The organism is Kitasatospora sp. NPDC093550 (genome assembly GCF_044764985.1).
GTDB lineage: Bacteria > Actinomycetota > Actinomycetes > Streptomycetales > Streptomycetaceae > Kitasatospora.
Window position 1 is genome coordinate 1 of sequence record NZ_JBIWJF010000004.1, and the last position, 18,645, is coordinate 18,645.

Genomic DNA, 18,645 nt, shown 5'->3' on the forward strand with positions numbered 1-18,645 from the left:
GGGCGGCGGGGGGCGCGCGGGGGGGCGGGGGCGGGGGCGCGGCGGGGGGGGGGGGGGGGCCCGCCCCCGCGCCCCCCGGGGGGGGGGGGGGCCCCCCCGCCCCCGGGGGGGGGCCCCCCCCCGCGTCCGGGCGGTCCGGACACGGGTCCCGGTCGTCAGGTCCCGGACACCAGCGGAACCCGGGTCCCGGAACTCATGTCCCGGAACTCAGTTCAGGACCTTGACCTCCAGCGCCGGCGAGGCCGCGATCTGGTCCTCGGTGTACCGTTCGGTCACCCACCGGCCCGCCGAGAACAGCTTGGTCTGGTCGGCGTAGTGCGGCGAGTTCGGGTTGGCCGACTGGGAGTACGCCAGCACCGAGGCGGCCTGCGGCGGCCCGTCGGCGGTGAAGCGCACCTGCTGGATGAAGCTGGACCCGAAGACGATGTCCAGCTTGCCGTCGACCGTGCCGGGCGTGACCACGTTCAGCACGCCCAGTTCGTGGAGCGACCCGTGGATCGGGATCTGCTCACCGTTGCGGGTGATCTTCTGGACGTCCGAGAGCGCGGCGTTCAACGGGATGCCGGCGTTGCGCAGCGCGAGGACCGCCCGGCCGAAGGCGTCGCGGACGGCGGAGCTCCCCGGGTCCAGCGAATTGGGCGTGTGCACCGGGTCGTTGGGGTCGAAGGGGACCTTCCACGGCAGCTTCTCGATCGCCTGGCCGTTGGTCAGGAAGTACCAGTAGTTCTCGAACAGCCAGGACCCGCGGCTGTCCGCCGTGAACGCGTGGTCCTTCCAGGCGGCCAGGACCGGGCACGCCTCGCTCACGTTGACCAGGTTGCCGTCCACCAGGATGAGCCCGAAGGGCAGGCTCTGGCACATGGACACCGTGGCGTCGAGGGCCAGGTCGGCCGCCCGGCTGTGGTCGGCGAAGAGCAGCTGCCGCATGGTCTCCGGCGTGAAGCCCTTGCCCGGCAGGCCGTCGGTGCCGAAGATCCGGTTCTGCGCGGTCAGGACCAGTTCCTGGGTGCGCAGCGACCGGGGCGCCGCGGTGTCGCCCATCACCCGGGGGAAGGACAGCGGCTGCTCGGGGTTGGCCAGCCAGGCGCTGTCGTTGGCGTTGCCCACGAAGTCGGAGCGGATCAGCCGCGGCTGCTTGTGCGGGTCCAGCAGTCCCGGCGCGACGGCGTTGGGGTCGTTCGGCCAGTCGCACGCGCTGCGCTTGCCGTCGAAGATGGAGATCGGCGGCACGTTGGGCAGGCGCAGCCCCTGGTTGAAGAGCAGTTGGCCGGTCATGGTGAGGCAGGACTGCGCGTGCTCGTCGGTGATGTTCGGGGCGGCCTGGATGTCCGCGTACAGCGCCTCGCCCTTGCGGTCGGCGGCCACGGTGTTGAAGAACGGCACGCCCTCGGTGGTCTCCAGGGTGTTCACCACGTCGTGGACGTCCTTGGCCTGGTCGAGGTGGAACCAGGTGTTCAGGGCCCGCAGGTTGTCCGTGTTGGCGTCGCGCACCGCGTGCGCGCTCACCACCCAGGGCAGCGGGACGCCCTGCATCGACGTGGTGATCGGGCCGTAGCGGGTGGACCACAGCGTCCTGGTGACCCGGCCGAGCGAGCCGTCCGGGTTCAGCACGTCGACGCCGACCTGCTGCGAGGTCATCGCCTGCCAGCCGCCGTCCACCAGGTAGTTGGTCGGGTTCAGCGGGTCCACCTGCACGTCGAACAGCCCGAACGGGGCGACGGTGGCGACGGTGTGGCTCCAGGCGACGTCGTCGGTGTGCCCGATGTTCACGGCGGGGAGTCCGAGCAGGCTGGCGCCGGAGACGTTGATCCTGCCGGGGATGGTCAGCTGGCTCTGCCACATCCGGTTCTTGCCCTGCCACGGGAAGTGCGGGTTGGCCAGCAGCATGCCGGTACCGGTGCCCGCGGCCACGCCCTGCGCGCCGACCGCCAGGGCGTTGCTGCCCATGCTCTGCTGCCGGGCGGCGGCCATCGCGTCGCGGATCTTCGCCGCGGTCTCCTCGGGCGTGGCCGCCGGCGGCGGGGCGGCCCCGGTCGCGGCCTCGCTCCCGGCCGCGGGCGCGCCAGCCGCCGGCGGGGCGCCCGAGCCGACCGCGGGTGCGGCGTTCACCTCGCCGTCCAGCAGCGGATCGGCGCTGCCCATGATGATCTCGGCGTGCGCGTGCCGGTAGACGTCCAGCTCGGTGATCGGCCGCACCCAGGCCGCGCCGCGGCAGGCCGGGTCGGAGAGCTTGTTCACGCCGGTCTCGGCCAGGTACCGGTTGTAGCCCCGGACGTAGCCGCGGATGCCCTCCTTGACCTCCGGCTCCGGCCCGTTGGGGGCGGGCTGGTCGATCAGCCGCTCCACCACCCGGTCGTCGTTGATCCGCTGGAAGTACAGGTCGCTGTTGAGGTTGCTGGTGGTGTTCTGGTGCTCCCCGGGGCTCGCCCTGCCGTCCGGCCCCAGGTAGCGGGAGCGCTGGGCGTTGACCATCAGGTAGGTGTCGGCCAGGGTGCAGATGTTGTCCTTGGCCGCGGCGTACCCGTAGCCCTCCCCCAGCCCCGCCCAGTCGGAGGCGATGATGTGCGGGATCCCGTACTCGGTGTAGCGGATCGTCGGTTTGTCCGGCGCCGCCGCGGCCCTCGCCGCCCGTGCGGCCGACGGTGCCGCGGCGGGCGATCCGGCGGCCGCCGTGGTGCTCAGCAGCGCCACCGCGGCCATGACCGCGATCGGCAGCCTCGCGGTGAGTCTCCTCCGTGCCATCGAGCCGTCCTTCCCTGCGCTCGGCGTTTTGTCTGAACGCGGTCACGCTAGGGAGGGGCGATGACATCCCGGTGAAACGGGTCGGCCCGCCACCGGTCGGCTCCGACGGACCGCCACCCGCCGGCCACCGGTCGGCCCCGACGGACCGCCACCCGCCGGCCACCGGTCGGCCCCGACGGACCGCCACCCGCCGGCCGCCGGGCGTTCCCGGCCGCCGACGGGTGGCGGAGGCGTACGGCCCGTGGCTACGCGGGATACCAGGCGCCGTTGTACCACTGCTCGTTGGCGCTGTCGTTGTGGTGGTCCATGTTGAAGTCCTCCGGGTAGTTCCGGACGTGGTTGTTCGGATAGGTCCAGATGCCCGCGGATTCGTCGCAGACGTAGTCCCAGTGGCAGATCGTCTTGACCGGGATGTTGCCGAAGTTCCGGTCCGCCCCGGCGAGCGGGGCGCCGATGATGCCGCCGAACGGCACCGCCCCGCCGTTGGCGCCGGGAGGGCCCTGGCGCTTGGGGTCCGCGACGAGGATGGCGTTGACGTTGTCGAAGGTCCGCCAGTTCTCACTGACCCAGACGTGCACCACCCCGGCCCCCAGGGAGTACCCGGCCATCTTGACGTGCTGCCACGGGCACGCGGCGCGCTGGTCGCGGACCAGCCGGTTCAGCTCGTTGACGCCCGCCCGGGTGCTCGCCCCGTTGGGGATCTGGGTGGGGTACCCGACGTGCTGCTGGATGTTGCCGGTGAAGCCGTCGTTGTTCCACGAGCTGCCGGTGCCCCCGACGACGATCGTGTAGGTGCCCTCACACGGAGCGGTCACCCGCGCCGTGGCGCCCTGTGCCGTCGCCCCCTGCGCCGCGGTCAGCCCGACGGTCATCAGGAGCCCGGCCGTCGCGGCCGCGATCCTTCGTGCTCGCATGCGTTCCTCCCCACACGGTCGGCCCACGCGCCCGCCCTGCGACGCGACGCGCACTCGGCCGAGTTCTCCCGACCACCGTGACAGCGGGCGATGACAACCCGATGAAGCCCGCCTCCGCCCGGGACGCCCGGGACGCCTCGGCTGACTATCCGTCAATCCCTGGACATGACAGCCGAATCGGGGCCACGCGGACGAGATCCGAGGGCGGTCCGGGCGCGGCCCCGCTGCCGACACATCTTGAACGCAGTACCCTCGCGGACTTCCGTCCGACCTTGACCGGGGCCCGGCGGGCCGAATCCGGCATACGCCCCGTACACACCCCGCCACCGAGGGTGTCCGGCCCGGCTCCCTGCAGGTTCGCCGCAACCGGGCCGCGCTGGCCGGAGGGCCTGGCGGACCGACCCTCCGGCGACAGTGCGGCCCGGTTGGGCCACCCCGGCGATGTGTTCAGGAAGATAACGAATAGGACCCGCATTGGCTCGTCTTGGATTTACTTCTTGACTCAATCCGGCCCCGGAGGGTTGACTCCCTCCCACTCCGCCGCACCGTCGCGGCGACGTCAGGGAGGCACCCCCACATGAACGCAATGATGCGTCGCGCCGTCATCGCCACCGCGGCCGTCTCGATGGCCCTGTCCATGGCCGCGTGCGGCAAGGCCGGCGGCGACAAGAAGGACTCCGCCGCCTCCGGCGACACCAAGTCCATCGGCCTGCTCCTGCCGGAGAACGCGTCCTCGACCCGCTACGAGTCCTTCGACCGGCCGTTCATCGAGGCCAAGGTCAAGGCGCTGTGCGCGGACTGCAAGGTCCTCTACAACAACGCCGAGGGCAGCGCCGCCAAGCAGAAGCAGCAGTTCGACACCCTGATCGCCCAGGGCGTGAAGGTCATCGTGCTGGACGCCTTCGACGCCACCTCCACCCAGTCCTGGGTCAAGGAGGCCGCCGACAAGGGCGTCAAGGTCGTCGCCTACGACCGCCTGGCCACCGGCCCGGTCGCCGCCTACGCCTCCTTCGACAACGAGAAGGTCGGCGAGCTCCAGGGCCAGGCCCTGGTCGACGCCCTCGGCGGCAAGGCCGCCGACGCCAACATCGTCATGATCAACGGCGACGACGCGGACCCGAACGCCGGCCAGTTCAAGGCCGGCGCGCACAAGGTGCTCGACGGCAAGGTCAAGAAGGTCGTCTACGAGCAGTCCGGCGAGTGGAAGCCCACCGTGGCCGGCCAGAAGATCGGTGCCGCGATCACCCAGCTCGGCAAGGACGGCTTCCAGGCCGTCTACTCGGCCAACGACGGCATGGCCGGCGCCATCATCACCCAGCTGCAGGCCGCGGGCATCAAGGTCCCCGTCGGCGGCCAGGACGCCGGTCTCGACGCCGTCCAGCGGATCGTCAACGGCGACCAGGCGTACACCATCTACAAGGCGTACAAGCCGCTCGCCGACAGCGCCGCCGAGCTGGCCGTCGACCTGCTCCAGGGCAAGGACGTCAAGTCCGTCGCCACCGCGAGCGTCGACAGCGCCACCGACAAGGGCATCCCGGCCAAGCTGCTCGACCCCAAGATCGTCACCAAGGCCAACATCAACGACACCGTCATCGCCGACGGTCTCTACAAGGCCGCCGACATCTGCACCGCGGACTACGCCGCCGCCTGCGCCACCGCCGGCCTGAAGTAACCGCCGGCCCGACCCGGCAGCGTGCGGGGCGGAGCTCCCCACCTCCCCGGGGAGCACCGCCCGCACCGCGCGGCAGGCCCCACCGGCCGCCCGCCACCCCCTTTCGACGCTCACCCGCCCGCGCACCGTCACGGCGCGCGGGCCAGCCCGGCCGCCCACCCACCGAACGGCGCGCACGGGAAGAAGGAGATGGTTCACGTGACAGGCGCACCCGTACTGGCGTTGCGCGGGGTCTCCAAGCGCTTCGGCGCCGTCCAGGCACTGACCGACGTGCACCTGGAGGTACACGCCGGCGAGGTGGTCGCCCTGGTCGGCGACAACGGCGCCGGCAAGTCCACGCTGGTGAAGACCATCGCCGGCGTCCACCCGATCGACGAGGGCACGATCGAGTGGGAGGGCAAGGCGGTCTCGATCGGCCGGCCGCACGACGCCCAGAACCTCGGCGTCGCCACCGTCTACCAGGACCTCGCGCTCTGCGACAACCTCGACGTGGTCGGAAACCTGTTCCTCGGCCGCGAGTTGAGGCGCTTCGGCACCCTCGACGAGGTCGCCATGGAGAAGCGCGCCCGCGAGCTGCTCGACACCCTCTCCATCCGCATCCCGAGCGTGCGCATCCCCATCGCCGCCCTCTCCGGCGGCCAGCGCCAGGTGGTGGCGATCGCCCGCGCCCTGGTCGGCGACCCCAAGATCGTCATCCTGGACGAGCCCACCGCCGCCCTCGGCGTAGAGCAGACCGCCCAGGTCCTCGACCTCGTCGAGCGCCTGCGCGACCGCGGCCTCGGCGTCATCCTGATCAGCCACAACATGGCCGACGTCAAGGCCGTCGCGGACACCGTCGCCGTGCTCCGCCTGGGCCGCAACAACGGCGTCTTCGAGGTGGCCGGCACCTCGCACGAGGAGATCATCTCCGCCATCACCGGCGCCACCGAGAACGCCGTCACCCGGCGCCAGGCCCGACTCGCGGAGGACGCGAAGTGACTACCGAACAGACCACCCCGGACACCCCCGACGCGCCCCCCGCGTCGGCCGCCCCCGCCGTGGACCCCCGGCTCCTCGTCCGCGAGGCCGGATTCGCCGGCTACCTCGCCGAGTTCAAGCGGAAGATGAAGAACGGCGACCTCGGGTCGGTGCCCGTCGTCCTCGGCCTGATCCTGATCGGCGCCATCTTCCAGGGCATCACCGGCGACTTCCTCAACGCCGACAACCTCACCAACATCACCAAGTGGATCGCCGGCCCGGGCCTGATCGCCGTCGGCATCGTCTTCGTCCTCCTGCTCGGCGAGATCGACCTCTCCCTCGGCTCGGTCTCCGGCGTCTCCGCCGCGATCGCCGCCGTGCTGTCCGTGCGCTCGGGCTACAACGAGTGGGTCGCCTGCCTCATCGCGATCGCCGCCGCCGTCGCCATCGGCGCCCTGCACGGCTTCTTCTTCGCCAAGATCGGCGTCCCGGCCTTCGTGGTCACCCTCGCCGGCCTGCTCGCCTGGAGCGGCCTGCAGCAGTACGTCCTCGGCGACAAGGGCACCGTCAACGTCGTCAACGACGGCGTGCTCGCCAACCTGGACACCTACTTCCTCGGCGACGGCGACATCGCCTTCACCTGGGGCCTCGCCGTCCTCGGCATCGCGCTCTTCGCCGCCGGCCAGCTCCTCGACGCCCGCCGCCGCACCGCCGCCGGCCTCGCCGCCCGCCCGACCAGCGAGATCGCGCTGCGCGTCGGCGTCATCGCCGTCATCGCGCTGGCCGCCGCGTACGAGCTCAACCAGGACCGCGGCCTGCCGCTGCCCCTGCTGGTCTTCCTGTCCGTCGTCGTCATCACCGACTTCGTGCTGCGCCGCACCAGCTACGGCCGGCAGATCTTCGCCGTCGGCGGCGGCGTCGAGGCCGCCCGCCGCGCGGGCATCAACGTCGACTGGGTGCGGATCTCGGTCTTCATGATCTCCGCCGGCATGGCCGCCCTCGGCGGTCTGTTCATCGCCTCCCAGCAGGGCTCCGCGGACAAGCTGCTCGGTGGCGGCAACGTCCTGATGAACTCCATCGCCGCGGCCGTCATCGGCGGCACCAGCCTGTTCGGCGGGCGCGGCAAGACCTGGTCCGCCCTGCTCGGCATCCTGGTCATCCAGTCGATCATCACCGGACTCGACCTGGTCCACGTCAACCAGTCCGTCCAGTACATGATCACCGGCGCCGTCCTGCTCGCCGCCGTCGTGCTGGACTCGGTCTCCCGCCGCACCCGCAAGACCGCGGCCCGCTGACCGACGCCCCCCGCGTACGCGCCTGAGGGCGCCTCGGCCGCCGTCCCACCCGGGACGGCGGCCGAACCCGTTCCCGCGGCGGCGCCGCGGTGCCCACGGGCCCGCCGCGCCTCGACCGCGAACGCCCCGGCCCGTGACGGACGTTCACCCGCGCGGCGACCGCCGCGGGCGGCGCGTGCCGGTCCCGTCCCGGCCGTCGCCCGCCGGGGGGGATTGACCGGCCGCCCCGACCGGGCCCTACGGTAGGCGGCATGACGAACTCGGGGACCCCGGACAGCGACAAGACCGACGTCCGGATCAGCATCTTCGGTGGCAACCGCCTCGCGGGCCACGAGATCCACAGCCGCACCGTGACCGCCTCGCTCATCGGCGGCGCCGACATCGACCTCACCGACGTGGACCTCCCCGACGGTGCCGAACTGCGGATCACCAAGCTCAGCCTGATCGGCGGCGTCAAGCTGCGGGTCCGCCCGGACGTCCGGGTGGTCGTCGGCGGCATCCGCCTCGGCGGCGTCAGCGACGACGGCCCCAGCCGCCCCGGCGGCCCGACCGTCCACGTCGCCGCCTGGGGCCTCCTCGGCGGCGTCAGCGTCCTCCGCGACTGACACCCCCCACCCCCGCTACGGGGCCCCCGGAACTCCCGGGCCCCGTAGCACCCGTGTCCGCTCCCGCATCGCCCCTCCTCCGACGGCGGCGCGGGCGGGCAGCACGCGCGCAGCCCAACCCCGTACCGCCCCGCCTCAGGCCGCCGTGCGGGCGGGGAGGTGGTCGAGGGCGAGGGCGATGGCGCCGTGGAGGGAGGCGTCGGCGGTGAAGTGGGCGGGTCGGACGGCCGGGGGGAAGGGGACGGCACGGGCGAGCCGGGCGGTGAGGGCGGGGAGGATCGCCGCTTCGGCGGCCATCATGCCGCCGCCGACCACGATCCGCTCCGGGTCCACCAGGACGGCCATGTTGGCGACGGCCGTCGCCAGGGTGTCGAGGGCCTGTGCGGCGATCCGTCGGGCTGCCGGGTCCTCGCTGGTGAAGAGGCGCTCCGCGGTGAGTTCCTCGCCGAGTTCGGCGGCGCTGCGCTCGCCGAGGGCCTTGCCGCCGACGAGTTCCTCCAGCGGCGCGTGGCCGTCGGCGAAGACCGCGGTGGGGGCGCCGGCCGGGTGCCCGGGGTCCAGGTAGGCGATCTCGCCGGCCGCCTGGTGGGCGCCGCTGAGCACCCGGCCGCCGACGGTGAGCGCGGCGGCGATGCCGGTGCCGAGGCTGAGGTAGATCCCGGGGTCGGCGTCGCGCAGGGCGCCGAGGCGCAGTTCGGCGAGGGCGCCGGCCCGGACGTCGTTGGCCACCGCGACGGCGTCCACGCCGAGTTCGCGCGCGAGCCGGTCGGCGAGGGCGAGGCTCTCCCAGCCGGGCAGGTTCGGGGTGAGGAGGATCCGGTCCGGCTGGATCACCCCGGGGCTGACGGCCGCGTGGGCGGCGACCGGGAGGCCGAGGGCGCCCAGGGCGTGGTCGGCGAGTTCGCGGGCGGCCGCACCGGCGCGGGCGAGGATCTGGTCGGGGCCGTGCTCGGCCCGGGTGGCGAGGCGGATCCGCCGCAGGGGGGTGCCGGTGGAGTCGGCGAGCGCGACCTCGGTCTTGGTGCCGCCGAAGTCGATGCCGATGACGGCGAGATCGGCGCCGGTGACGGCGAGGGCGGCGCGGGCCTGGGGGCGGGGGTCGACGGGGTCGGTGCGCACGGAGGAGTCCTCGGGTGTGGCCGGTCGGCGGGCGGGTGGCGGTGCGGCGCCTCCCGTCCGCCGACCGGCGGTCAGGGGTGGACGGGAGGGTGGCTACCCGGCGTTCGTGGTCACCGCGTCGGCGCGCTGGGCGTCCAGGTACTCCTCGCGGATCTCCTTCGGCCCGAACGGCCAGGCGCCTTCCACCGTGGACCAGATCAGGTAGGCGAGGCCGCCCAGGGCGACCCAGGCGAGCGACCACTCGATGGGGTGGACGCCGTCGTTGGCCTGGTCCGCGTAGCCGTAGATGACCAGCCAGCCGATGGCGGCGACGATGCTCGGCAGCGGGTAGAGCACCATCCGGTACGGGCGGGCGAGGTCGGGCTGGCGCCTGCGGAGCACCGTGACGGCCGCGATCTGGGCGAGCGCCTGGACGAGCACCATGACGCTGGTCAGCAGGGCGATCAGGATGCTCAGTGGCGGGTGCGCGGAGGAGCTGCCGATGTGCCGGGCGAACAGGAAGCCCGCGGCGGTGACGGTGCCCATGGCGACCAGGCCGAGGACCGGGAAGCCGTGGCGGGGGTGCAGTCTGGCGAAGGAGCGGAAGAACATCCCGTCGCGGGCGGCGTCGTACGGCACCCGGGAGCCGCCGAGCAGGCCGGTGAGGACGGAGGCGAAGGCGGTGACCAGGATCAGCACGGTGACGGTGTCGGCGGCGCCCTTGCCCCAGGTCCGTTCCAGCACCGCGGAGGCGACCGACTTGGAGGCCGCGTTCTCCGGGTCGAGCATGTCCTGCCAGTGGACCACGCCGAGGACGCCGATCTGCATCAGCAGGTAGATGCCCATGATGGCGGTGATCGAGAGGATGATGGCGCGCGGCATGACCCGGCCCGGATCCTTGATCTCGGCGCCCAGGTAGGAGGCGGTGTTGTAGCCGAGGTAGTCGTAGATGCCGATGGTCAGGCCGGCGGCGAAGCCGATCCAGAACTGGCCGTGGGTGAGTTCGATGGCGTGGGCGGGCCAGGTGAAGGCGAGCGCGGGATCGAAGTCGGTGAAGGAGGCGAGGATGACCGCCCCGACCGAGACGATCATCACGGCCCACATGGCGACCGTGATCCGGCCGACGGACTCGACCCGGCGCCACAGCAGCAGCACGACCAGGGCGAGCACGGCGACGCCGACCACGTCCCCCTGGCCGGTCGTCATGCCCGGCCACAGGTAGGCCAGGTACTGCACCAGGCCCTGGACCCCGGTGGACATGATCAGCGGGATGAAGAGCATCGCCGTCCAGACGAACAGGAACGGCATCAGCCGTCCGGTGCGGTACTGGAAGGCCTCCCGCAGGTAGACGTAGGTGCCGCCGGCGCCGGGCAGCGAGGCGCCGAGCTCGGCCCAGACCAGGCCGTCGACGAGGGCGAGCAGCGCGCCGGCGATCCAGCCGATGACGGCCTGCGGACCGCCGAAGGCGGCGACCATCAGCGGGATCGTCACGAACGGTCCGATGCCGCACATCTGGCTCATGTTGATCGCGGTGGCCTGGAAGAGGCCGATTCTTCGGGTGAAGCCTGAGGACACGGGTGGCTCCGGGGTGTGGGGGCGGGCGCGCGAGGGTGCGGCGCGGGGATCAAGTTAAGGAAGGTAACTTAATCCGTCAAGGGAGTGCGCACACTCCGGCCCCCGCGCCCCGAGGGCCGGCCCGGCAGCGCCGTCAGCCCCGCTCGGCGGTGAGCAGCGCCGCCAACTCCTCGGCCAGCCGGGCCGCGTGGCCGCGGCGGCGACGGGAGAGGGCGAGGCCGAGGTGGCGGCGGGGGCTCGGCTCGGCCAGCGGGAGCGCCACCAGCTCCGGGTGCCCGGTCAGCCCGATCTCGGGGATCAGGGCGATGCCGACCCCGGCGTGGACCAGCGACTGGGCGAAGTCGTAGTCCGTCGCGGTGCAGGAGACCCGCAGCTCGACGCCGGCCAGATCGGCGTGGCGGGCCAGCTGGGCGGCGGACTTGTGGCAGCCCAGGATCCAGCGCTGGTCGGCGAGTTCGGCCAGGTGCGGGGGCTCGGGGCGCTCCCGGTGACGGGCCGCCGCCGGGTGGCGGCGCGGCAGCACGACCCGCAGCGGGTCCTCGCCGAGCGGCGTCCAGTCCAGGCCGGAGCGGTCGCCGGGCCGGGCGGGCGGCGGGCCCTCCAGGTGGTAGGCGAGGGCCAGGTCGGCCCGTCCCTCGCGGACGGCCGGCAGGCTCTCCTCGGGCTCCGCCTCCAGGACGGTCAGCTCCACCTCCGGGTGCCGGGCGACGAACTCGGCCAGGGCGGGCGGCAGCAGGCGACGGCCGGCGCTGGCGAAGGTGGCGACGGTGAGGGCGGTCCGCTCGGCGGTGAGCCGCTCGATCCGCTGCTGGGTGTCGACCAGTTCGGCGGCGATCGCGTCGGCGGCCTCCACCAGCAGGCGGCCGGCGTCCGTCAGGGTCACCCCGCGCGTGGAGCGCTCCACCACGGGCGCGCCGAGGCTCCGCTCCAGCGCCGCGATCTGCTGGGACACGGCCGAGGGGGTGCAGTGCAGCACCGTGGCCGCCTGGTTGAAGCTGCCGCGGCGGGCCACCTCGCGCAGCACCGCCAGCCGCTGGACGTCGATCAACAGTTCTCCTAAAAACGAGTCCTTCCGATCGACACTACCGCTGAAGATCACGGCGCGGCAGGCTGATCACCGAGAACGGAGCGGAAACGCTCGGCAACGGACCGGGAAGGGACCGACCAGCATGGACGTGTGCGTGATCGGAGGAAGCCGCTACTTCGGGCGGCGGCTGATCGAGGAGCTGCGGGAGGACGGCGCGGCGGTGACGGTCCTCAACCGGGGTTCGACGCCCGCACCGCCGGGCGTGACCCACCTGCGTGCCGACCGCGACGACGAGGAGGCGCTGCGCACCGCGCTGGCCGGCCGCCGCTTCGACGCCGTCATCGACCAGGTCTGCTACACCCCGCGCCAGGCCGCCGTCGCCGCCCGGGTCTTCGCACCGCTGACCGACCGCTATCTGCTGACCTCCACCGTGGAGGTCTACGCCGAACTCGGCCGCCCGGGCGGTCCGGCCCTGCCGGAGTCGGCCTTCGACCCGGCCACCCACCCGGTGAACCTCGAACTCCCTTGGACGGAAGGGGAGTTCCTGGAGGCCCGGTACGGCGAGGGCAAGCGCCAGGCGGAGGCGCTGCTCACCCGGGAGGCCGCCTTCGACCTCGTCACCGTCCGCACCGCGCACGTCCTCGGCGGCGCCGACTTCACCGGACGGCTGGCGCACTACGTGGAGCGGATCGAGCGCGGCCTGCCGGTGGCCGTCCACGCGGCGCCGCAGCCCGCCTCCTTCGTCCACGCACCGGAGATCGCCCGCTTCCTGGCCTGGGCCGCCGCCGGGGAGTTCACCGGTCCGGTCAACGCGGCCGCCCACGGCACGCTGGACGCCCGGGAGTTGTGCGCCGCGATCGGCCGTACGGTCGGCGCCGAACCCGTCCTCGTCGCGGGCGCGGGCGAGGCGCCCTCGCCGTTCTCCTTCGCGCACGCCTACCCGATGGACACCGCCCGGGCCGCCGCCCTGGGCTTCCGCTTCTCCTCGGTCGCCGACTGGCTGCCGCGGGCCGTCCAGGAAGTACGGGCATGAACACGGGCACGGACACGGACCCGGGCGTGGACACGGGCACGGACCCGGGCACGAACCGGACGACGGGCCCCGCGGCCCGCACGATCGGCGGCACCGACGTCGGCGCCGTCGGGCTCGGCGCGATGCCCCTCTCCGTCGAGGGGCGTCCCGACTCCGAGCAGGCCGTGGCCACGATCCACGCGGCGCTCGACGCGGGCGTGCGACTGATCGACACCGCCGACTCCTACCACTGGCACGCCGGCGAACGCGGCCACAACGAAAGGCTGGTCGCCCGCGCGCTGGCCTCCTACGGCAGCGGCGCACAGGAGGTGCTGGTGGCCACCAAGGGCGGCCGTGGGCGCCCCGGCGACGGCTCGTGGACGGTCGACGGGCGCCCGGACCACCTGCGCCGCGCGGCCGAGTCCTCGGCGGCCCGGCTCGGCGTGGAGTCGATCGGCCTCTACCAGCTGCACAAGCCAGACCCGGCGGTCCCCTTCGCCGACTCGGTGGGCGCCCTGCGCGACCTCGCCGACGCCGGCACGATCCGCCTGGTCGGGCTGTCCAACGTGGACCGCGCGCAGATCCGTACGGCCCGGGAGATCCTCGGCCCGCGGCTGGTCTCGGTGCAGAACCGCTTCTCCCCCGCCCACCGCGCCACCCGCGACACCCTGGAGCTGTGCGCCGAGCTCGGCCTGGCCTTCCTGCCGTGGAGCCCGCTCGGCGGCATCTCGCCCAGCGCGGTCGACGACCCGGGCGCCGCCGCACCGCCGCCGGACACCCCCTTCCACGCCCTGGCGCGCGCCCGCGGCGTCAGCCCCCAACGGGTCTGCCTCGCCTGGCACCTGGCGCAGTCCCCGGTCGTCGTCCCGATCCCGGGCGCCCGCCGCCCGGAGTCGATCCGCGACTCGGCGGCGGCGGCCGCCCTCGCGCTGACCGCAGAGGAACTGGCCACGCTGGACAGGCCTTGGCCTTAGCCACTCACCACGGGATCCGGCGGCGGTCGCGGAAGAAGCCACCGGTGGGGCCGGTCTCCGGCAGGAGGGCCAGCCAGACCACCGTGTCGGCGCCCTGCTCGACGCTCAGCGGGGCGCCGGGCCCGCCCATCCCGGTGCGGACCCAGCCCGGGCACACCGCGTTGACCTTCACCGCCGCCGGGACGGCCGCGGAGACCACCAGCGTCAGCGCGTTGAGCGCGGCCTTGGCGATGCCGTACGCGGCGGGCGACGGGACGTTGTCGGTGAGCGCCCCGCCGCCGGAGGACACGTTCACCACCCGCCCGTAGCCGCGGCGCACCATCTCCGGGACGAAGGCCTGGCAGGTGCGGAACGCCCCGAGCAGGTTGACCTGCAGCGACTCTCCGAGGGTCGCCTCGTCCAGCTCGAAGAACGGCGCCGTGGGGTACACCCCGGCGTTGTTCACCAGCACGTCCACCGCCACGCCGTCGGCCGCCAGCCGCTCCGCGCACGCCCGCACGCCCGCCGCGTCCGCGACGTCCAGCTGCTCGCTGCGGACCGGGTACCCCGCCCGGGCGAGTTGCTCGGCGGCGGCGCGCCCGCGCTCCCGGTCCCGCGCGGCGAGCACCACGTCGAGGCCGGCGGCGGCCAGCCGGCGGCAGGTCTCCAGGCCGATGCCCCGGTTGCCGCCGGTGACGAGGGCGGTGCGGGGACGGCCGGGGGGCGGGGGTGAGGTCATCCCCGCATCCTGGCAGGCGCCCGGCGGCCCCGCACGCAAAGCCCACCGGCGCGGCCCGGATCGGCCCCGGTCGGCACCGCCGGCGCCCCCGGGACCTGCGCCGGACAGGGCCTCCCCGGCCGCGTCCGGCCGTGTCGGCCCGGGTCGGGGCGGGGGCGGTGCGTACGGTCGACGGCGTCGACGGCGCCGCCGCCGAACCGCGGCCGTCGGCCGTGCGCCATCCCCCCGAAGGAGCCCGGAACCGGTGCAACGCAAGTGGTGGACGCTGATCGCGGTCTCGGTCGCGACGTTCATGCTGCTGCTCGACATCACGGTGGTCAATGTCGCCCTGCCGTCCATCCGCAAGGACCTGGGCGCGAGCTTCACCGACCTGCAGTGGGTGTTCGACGCCTACGCACTGTCGCTGGCCGCCCTGGTGCTGACGGCCGGTTCGCTGGCCGACCGGCTCGGGCGGCGCCGGGCCTTCGCCGCGGGCCTGGTGGTCTTCTCCGGGGCCTCGCTGCTCTGCGCCCTGGCGCCGAACCCGGTCTTCCTCAACGTCTCGCGCGCGGTGCAGGGCGTCGGCGGCGCGGTGATGTTCGCGGTCTCCCTCGCCCTGGTCGCCCAGGAGTTCCCGCCCGGGCGGGAGCGCGGCACCGCGATGGGCGTCTACGGGGCGACGATCGGGATGGCCGTCGCCGTCGGACCGCTGGTCGGCGGGGCGCTGACGGATTCGCTCGGCTGGGAGTCGATCTTCTACCTCAACGTGCCGATCGGCGCCGCCGCCCTGGCCGTCACCTACCTCAAGCTCGCCGAGAGCCGCGACCCGAACGCCACCCGGATCGACTGGGCCGGGGTCGTGGCCTTCAGCTGCGCGCTGTTCCTGCTCGTCCTGGCCCTGGTGCGGGGCAACGCCGAGGGCTGGGGCAGCACGCTGATCGTGACGCTGTTCGCCTGCGCGGCCGTCCTGCTCGGCGTCTTCGTGGTGATCGAACTGCGTGTCCCGGAGCCGATGCTGCCGCTCGGGCTGTTCCGCCGGCACGCGTTCACCGGTGTGCAGCTGGCCGCGTTCGCCGTGTCCGGCTCGCTGTTCGCGCTCTTCCTCTACCTGACGCTCTACCTGCAGAACTACCTCGGCCTCTCCCCGTTCGCGGCGGGGGTGCGCTACCTGCCGATCACCGTGCTCAGCTTCTTCGTGGCGCCGGTGGCCGGGGCGCTGCTCTCCCGGGCGCCGGCCCGGCTGATGCTCTGCGTGGGCCTGATCGCGGTCGGTGCCGGGATGCTGCTGATGGGCGACATCCAGCCCGAGGACGGCTGGACCGGCCTGCTGGCCGGCTTCCTGGTCGGCGGCGCGGGCGTCGGTCTGATCAACCCGGTGATCGCCGATGTCGCGGTGAGCGTGGTGCCCAAGGAGAAGAGCGGCATGGCGGCCGGGATCAACGACACCTTCCGGCAGGTCGGCATCGCGGTCGGCATCGCCGTCTGGGGCGCGATCTTCGTGGGGCGGGGCTCCCACACGGTCCGTGAACTGGCGGCGGGCACACCGCTCGCGGAGGGTCCCCGCCCCCGCGAGCTGATCGAGGCCGCCTCCTCCGGCAGCCTGCCGCAGGCCCTCGCGGAGCTCCCCGCACCGGCCCGGGCGGCCGCGTCGGCCGCCGCCCGGGCCGGCTTCCTGGACGGCCTCAACCTGGTGCTGCTGCTCGGCGGCATCGTCAGCCTGGTGGGCGCGGCCCTCGCGCTCTGGCTGGTCCGGGAGCACGAGATCGACCGCCGGGAGGCCTGATCCGGCGGACCCTCCCGGCGGACTCCCGTCAGCCCTGGTACTGCACGACGATCCTGGTGAACTCGTACGGCGACTGCGCGACGCCGCTGCAGGCGTCGGCGTCCGCGCCGGAGCCGCAGGCGCGGTCGCGGTTGACGGCCCAGAAGGCGAAGCGGGCGAGGTGGTGCTGCTTGGCGTACCCGAGGATGGTGCGGAAGTCGCCGGTGGTGACGGTCTCCCCCGCCTCGTCGGTCCTCCCGTTCATGGAGGAGACGCCGATGTGCCGGTACGCCGCGTCGTCGCCGTAGCCGTAGGCGCTCTTCACCGCGGCCTTCAGCCCGTCGAGGGCGCCGACCGTCGCCTGGCCCATGCTGCCGCTGTGGCCGCCGAAGTCGAAGGGCATCACCACCCAGCCGTCGTTCGCCAGCCCGGCCGCCGCGCCGCGCTTGATCAGGTCCTTGCCGTTGGCGTCCGGACCGCTCGGGGTGGTGCCCATGGTGACGTAGGTGACGATGCCGGGGTTCCTGGTCTTGACGATCTTCAGGGCGTCGACCACCCGCTGACGGACCGTGGCACTGCCGAACTCGGTGTTCTCGATGTCGATGTCGAGCGCCTTCAGCCGGTAGGCGTCGATCACCTTCTGGTACGCGCCGGCCAGCGCGCTCGCGCTGGAGCACTTCTCACCGAGCTTGTTCCCGCTCCACCCGCCGACCGAGACCACGACGTCCCCGCCGGCCGCCCGGATCGACGCGACGGCGGCCTCGTCGGAGCCCCCGGTGAGCGCCCGGCTGCCGTCCCACGCCGGGTTGCACCCGCCGTCGGAGAGGATGAACGCCAGGGTGAACCACTTGACCCCGGCGGCCTTCATCACGTCGGTCGGCTTCTGCGGGTTGCCCCAGCCGAGGTACTCGTACGTCGCGGCGGCCATCCCGGGCACGGCCGCCGCGGCGGTGGGGGCCGCGGCGGCGGAGGGCACGGGTGCCAGCAGCAGCCCGGCCGCGCCGAGGGCGGCGGCGAGCAGCGGGGCGGTGAGACGGACTCCGGTGGTCTTGCGCATGCCAACTCACTTTCGTCGATCCAGTGGAACCGGGGAGCGGTGACGGCAGGTCAGGGAGGCGGGAGCCGTCTCACAGAATCGGGGCATCGGACTCCGGGGTCAATGGCTTTCGTTAGGAAAGTTTCCGAACGGTACGCCAATCCCGGCGCCCTCAGAGCCGCGGCGTGCGGTGGAGGGAGATCAGCAGCCGCCAGACCTGGTGGGCGATCCGCTCCGGGGCCGCCTCGATCCGGCCGTGCAGCCAGTCCGCGAGCACGCCGGTGAAGGTGCCGGCCACCGCGGCGGCCACCAGATCGGGCTCCGGGGCGCCCGCGAGGGCCCGCTCGGTGCGGCTGCGCTCGCGCAGGTCGCGGGTGAGCACCAGGCCGAGCGGGCCACCGCCGCCCGGGGCCAGCAGGGTCCGGTAGAGGGCCGCGTGCGGGGCCAGTCCGGCGAAGAACCCGGTGAGCGCGGGCGGCGGGGCGTCCGGGTCGGGCACGCCGCGCCAGGCGTGCAGGGCGTCCACGGCGTCGCGGACCACGTCGGCGCAGGCGTCCACCGCCAGCGCCTCCAGGTCGGGGTAGTGGACGTAGAAGGTGGCCCGGCCGACCCCGGCCCGGCGCACCAGCGCCGCGACGTTCACCTCGGCCAGCGGGCGCTCGGCGCACTCCTCCAGCAGCGCCCGGCGCAGCCTGGCCCGGGTGCGCTCGGTGCGCGGGTCCTGCGCGGGCCGCGGGTCCCGGTCGGCACGCGGGTCCGGGGCGGCGCTCATCCGGCGAGCAGCACGGCGCCGAGCGCCAGCGCCCCGGGCAGCGCCTGGGCGACCAGGATGCGGCGGTTCGCGGTGGCGGCGCCGTACAGGCCGGCCACCACCACGCAGGCCAGGAAGAAGATCTGCACCGGCCGGCCGACCGTACCGCCGGCGACCAGCCCCCAGACCAGTCCGGCGGCGAGGAAGCCGTTGTAGAGGCCCTGGTTGGCGGCCAGCGTCGCGGTGGCGCGGGCGAATTCGGCGTCGAAGCCGGAGAGCCTGCGCCCCGGCGGCCGCTGCCACAGGAACATCTCCAGCACCAGGATGTACCCGTGCAGGGCGGCCACCAGGGCCACCAGGACATCGGCGGTCACGCGCATCATCGACTCCCGGACTTCATGGACAGATGTCCATAATTTATCGACACCTGTCCAGGAAGTCCAGTCGGTGGGGCGGGCGCCGGACGACCGGGGGCAGCGGGCCTGGGCGCGCCGCCCCTGGGAACGGGCCCTGGAACGCGCCGCCGGG

At 73.6% G+C, this 18,645-nt stretch carries 16 protein-coding genes; 7 read left to right on the top strand and 9 right to left on the bottom strand.

All coding sequences use genetic code 11. The annotated features are described in order from the left end of the window. Positions 1–207 precede the first annotated feature (207 nt). Both ACIRD3_RS07340 and ACIRD3_RS07345 read right to left on the bottom strand, forming a co-directional pair. Positions 208–2,742 (bottom strand): penicillin acylase family protein, encoded by a 2,535-nt coding sequence (locus ACIRD3_RS07340; RefSeq protein ID WP_402212878.1) that lies wholly within the window; start codon positions 2,740–2,742, stop codon positions 208–210. A 245-nt stretch (positions 2,743–2,987) separates the two neighbouring features. Continuing rightward, positions 2,988–3,656 (bottom strand): cutinase family protein, encoded by a 669-nt coding sequence (locus ACIRD3_RS07345; RefSeq protein WP_402212880.1) that lies wholly within the window; start codon positions 3,654–3,656, stop codon positions 2,988–2,990. Between the two features lie 577 nt (positions 3,657–4,233). Between ACIRD3_RS07345 and ACIRD3_RS07350 the strand changes: the two genes are divergently transcribed. From ACIRD3_RS07350 to ACIRD3_RS07365, 4 genes are all read left to right on the top strand, one after another. Then, positions 4,234–5,328: a sugar ABC transporter substrate-binding protein gene (locus ACIRD3_RS07350; protein ID WP_402212882.1), complete on the top strand. Its 1,095-nt coding sequence runs from the start codon at positions 4,234–4,236 to the stop codon at positions 5,326–5,328. 189 nt (positions 5,329–5,517) lie between these two features. After that, the gene (locus tag ACIRD3_RS07355; protein ID WP_402212883.1) at positions 5,518–6,306 is read left to right on the top strand and encodes an ATP-binding cassette domain-containing protein; all 789 of its coding nucleotides are present in this window, start codon (positions 5,518–5,520) and stop codon (positions 6,304–6,306) included. Next, positions 6,303–7,580, top strand: coding sequence for a sugar ABC transporter permease (locus ACIRD3_RS07360; RefSeq protein WP_402212884.1), 1,278 nt, complete (start codon positions 6,303–6,305; stop codon positions 7,578–7,580). Before ACIRD3_RS07355 ends, ACIRD3_RS07360 begins: the two co-directional genes overlap by 4 nt. A 251-nt stretch (positions 7,581–7,831) precedes the next feature. After that, a complete protein-coding gene (locus tag ACIRD3_RS07365; RefSeq protein ID WP_402212886.1) occupies positions 7,832–8,185 on the top strand; it encodes a hypothetical protein in 354 nt (117 codons plus the stop codon). Between the two features lie 135 nt (positions 8,186–8,320). On the opposite strand, the gene ACIRD3_RS07370 is transcribed toward ACIRD3_RS07365, so the two are convergent. The 3 genes from ACIRD3_RS07370 to ACIRD3_RS07380 all read right to left on the bottom strand — a co-directional run bounded on the left by ACIRD3_RS07370 (position 8,321) and on the right by ACIRD3_RS07380 (position 11,906). Continuing rightward, the gene (locus ACIRD3_RS07370; RefSeq protein ID WP_402212887.1) at positions 8,321–9,304 is read right to left on the bottom strand and encodes an ROK family protein; all 984 of its coding nucleotides are present in this window, start codon (positions 9,302–9,304) and stop codon (positions 8,321–8,323) included. 93 nt (positions 9,305–9,397) lie between these two features. Next, on the bottom strand, positions 9,398–10,858 hold the full coding sequence (locus tag ACIRD3_RS07375) for an APC family permease (RefSeq protein WP_402212888.1): 1,461 nt from the start codon (positions 10,856–10,858) through the stop codon (positions 9,398–9,400). Positions 10,859–10,991: 133 nt separating this feature from the next. Continuing rightward, entirely contained in the window at positions 10,992–11,906 is a 915-nt protein-coding gene (locus tag ACIRD3_RS07380) for a LysR family transcriptional regulator (protein ID WP_402212890.1), read from the bottom strand. Positions 11,907–12,039: 133 nt separating this feature from the next. On the opposite strand from ACIRD3_RS07380, the gene ACIRD3_RS07385 reads away from it, so the two are divergent. Continuing rightward, positions 12,040–12,918: an NAD-dependent epimerase/dehydratase family protein gene (locus ACIRD3_RS07385; protein ID WP_402212892.1), complete on the top strand. Its 879-nt coding sequence runs from the start codon at positions 12,040–12,042 to the stop codon at positions 12,916–12,918. 83 nt (positions 12,919–13,001) lie between these two features. Further along, complete coding sequence (locus tag ACIRD3_RS07390) at positions 13,002–13,871, top strand: aldo/keto reductase (protein ID WP_402213466.1); 870 nt, start codon at positions 13,002–13,004, stop codon at positions 13,869–13,871. A gap of 4 nt (positions 13,872–13,875) precedes the next feature. Here the strand turns inward: ACIRD3_RS07390 and ACIRD3_RS07395 are convergent, their stop codons facing one another. Beyond that, positions 13,876–14,589 carry an SDR family NAD(P)-dependent oxidoreductase gene (locus tag ACIRD3_RS07395; RefSeq protein ID WP_402212894.1) on the bottom strand — a complete coding sequence of 238 codons (714 nt, stop codon included), beginning with the start codon at positions 14,587–14,589 and terminating at the stop codon, positions 13,876–13,878. A gap of 244 nt (positions 14,590–14,833) precedes the next feature. Between ACIRD3_RS07395 and ACIRD3_RS07400 the strand changes: the two genes are divergently transcribed. Next, entirely contained in the window at positions 14,834–16,351 is a 1,518-nt protein-coding gene (locus ACIRD3_RS07400; protein WP_402212896.1) for an MFS transporter, read from the top strand. A gap of 28 nt (positions 16,352–16,379) precedes the next feature. On the opposite strand, the gene ACIRD3_RS07405 is transcribed toward ACIRD3_RS07400, so the two are convergent. From ACIRD3_RS07405 to ACIRD3_RS07415, 3 genes are all read right to left on the bottom strand, one after another. Then, a complete protein-coding gene (locus tag ACIRD3_RS07405) occupies positions 16,380–17,387 on the bottom strand; it encodes a chitinase (RefSeq protein WP_402212898.1) in 1,008 nt (335 codons plus the stop codon). Between the two features lie 151 nt (positions 17,388–17,538). Further along, on the bottom strand, positions 17,539–18,138 hold the full coding sequence (locus ACIRD3_RS07410) for a TetR/AcrR family transcriptional regulator (protein ID WP_402212899.1): 600 nt from the start codon (positions 18,136–18,138) through the stop codon (positions 17,539–17,541). Then, entirely contained in the window at positions 18,135–18,497 is a 363-nt protein-coding gene (locus ACIRD3_RS07415) for a DUF1304 domain-containing protein (RefSeq protein ID WP_402213468.1), read from the bottom strand. The genes ACIRD3_RS07410 and ACIRD3_RS07415 overlap by 4 nt, the downstream gene beginning before the upstream one ends. Between the last annotated feature and the right edge of the window lie 148 nt (positions 18,498–18,645).

What these genes read in the sequence shown, in the direction of transcription:
- ACIRD3_RS07340 (WP_402212878.1), bottom strand. Translation starts at nt 2,742, where the DNA reads ATGGCACGGAGGAGACTCACCGCGAGGCTGCCGATCGCGGTCATGGCC.
- ACIRD3_RS07345 (WP_402212880.1), bottom strand. Translation starts at nt 3,656, where the DNA reads ATGCGAGCACGAAGGATCGCGGCCGCGACGGCCGGGCTCCTGATGACC.
- ACIRD3_RS07350 (WP_402212882.1), top strand. Translation starts at nt 4,234, where the DNA reads ATGAACGCAATGATGCGTCGCGCCGTCATCGCCACCGCGGCCGTCTCG.
- ACIRD3_RS07355 (WP_402212883.1), top strand. Translation starts at nt 5,518, where the DNA reads ATGGTTCACGTGACAGGCGCACCCGTACTGGCGTTGCGCGGGGTCTCC.
- ACIRD3_RS07365 (WP_402212886.1), top strand. Translation starts at nt 7,832, where the DNA reads ATGACGAACTCGGGGACCCCGGACAGCGACAAGACCGACGTCCGGATC.
- ACIRD3_RS07395 (WP_402212894.1), bottom strand. Translation starts at nt 14,589, where the DNA reads ATGACCTCACCCCCGCCCCCCGGCCGTCCCCGCACCGCCCTCGTCACC.
- ACIRD3_RS07405 (WP_402212898.1), bottom strand. Translation starts at nt 17,387, where the DNA reads ATGCGCAAGACCACCGGAGTCCGTCTCACCGCCCCGCTGCTCGCCGCC.
- ACIRD3_RS07410 (WP_402212899.1), bottom strand. Translation starts at nt 18,138, where the DNA reads ATGAGCGCCGCCCCGGACCCGCGTGCCGACCGGGACCCGCGGCCCGCG.
- ACIRD3_RS07415 (WP_402213468.1), bottom strand. Translation starts at nt 18,497, where the DNA reads ATGCGCGTGACCGCCGATGTCCTGGTGGCCCTGGTGGCCGCCCTGCAC.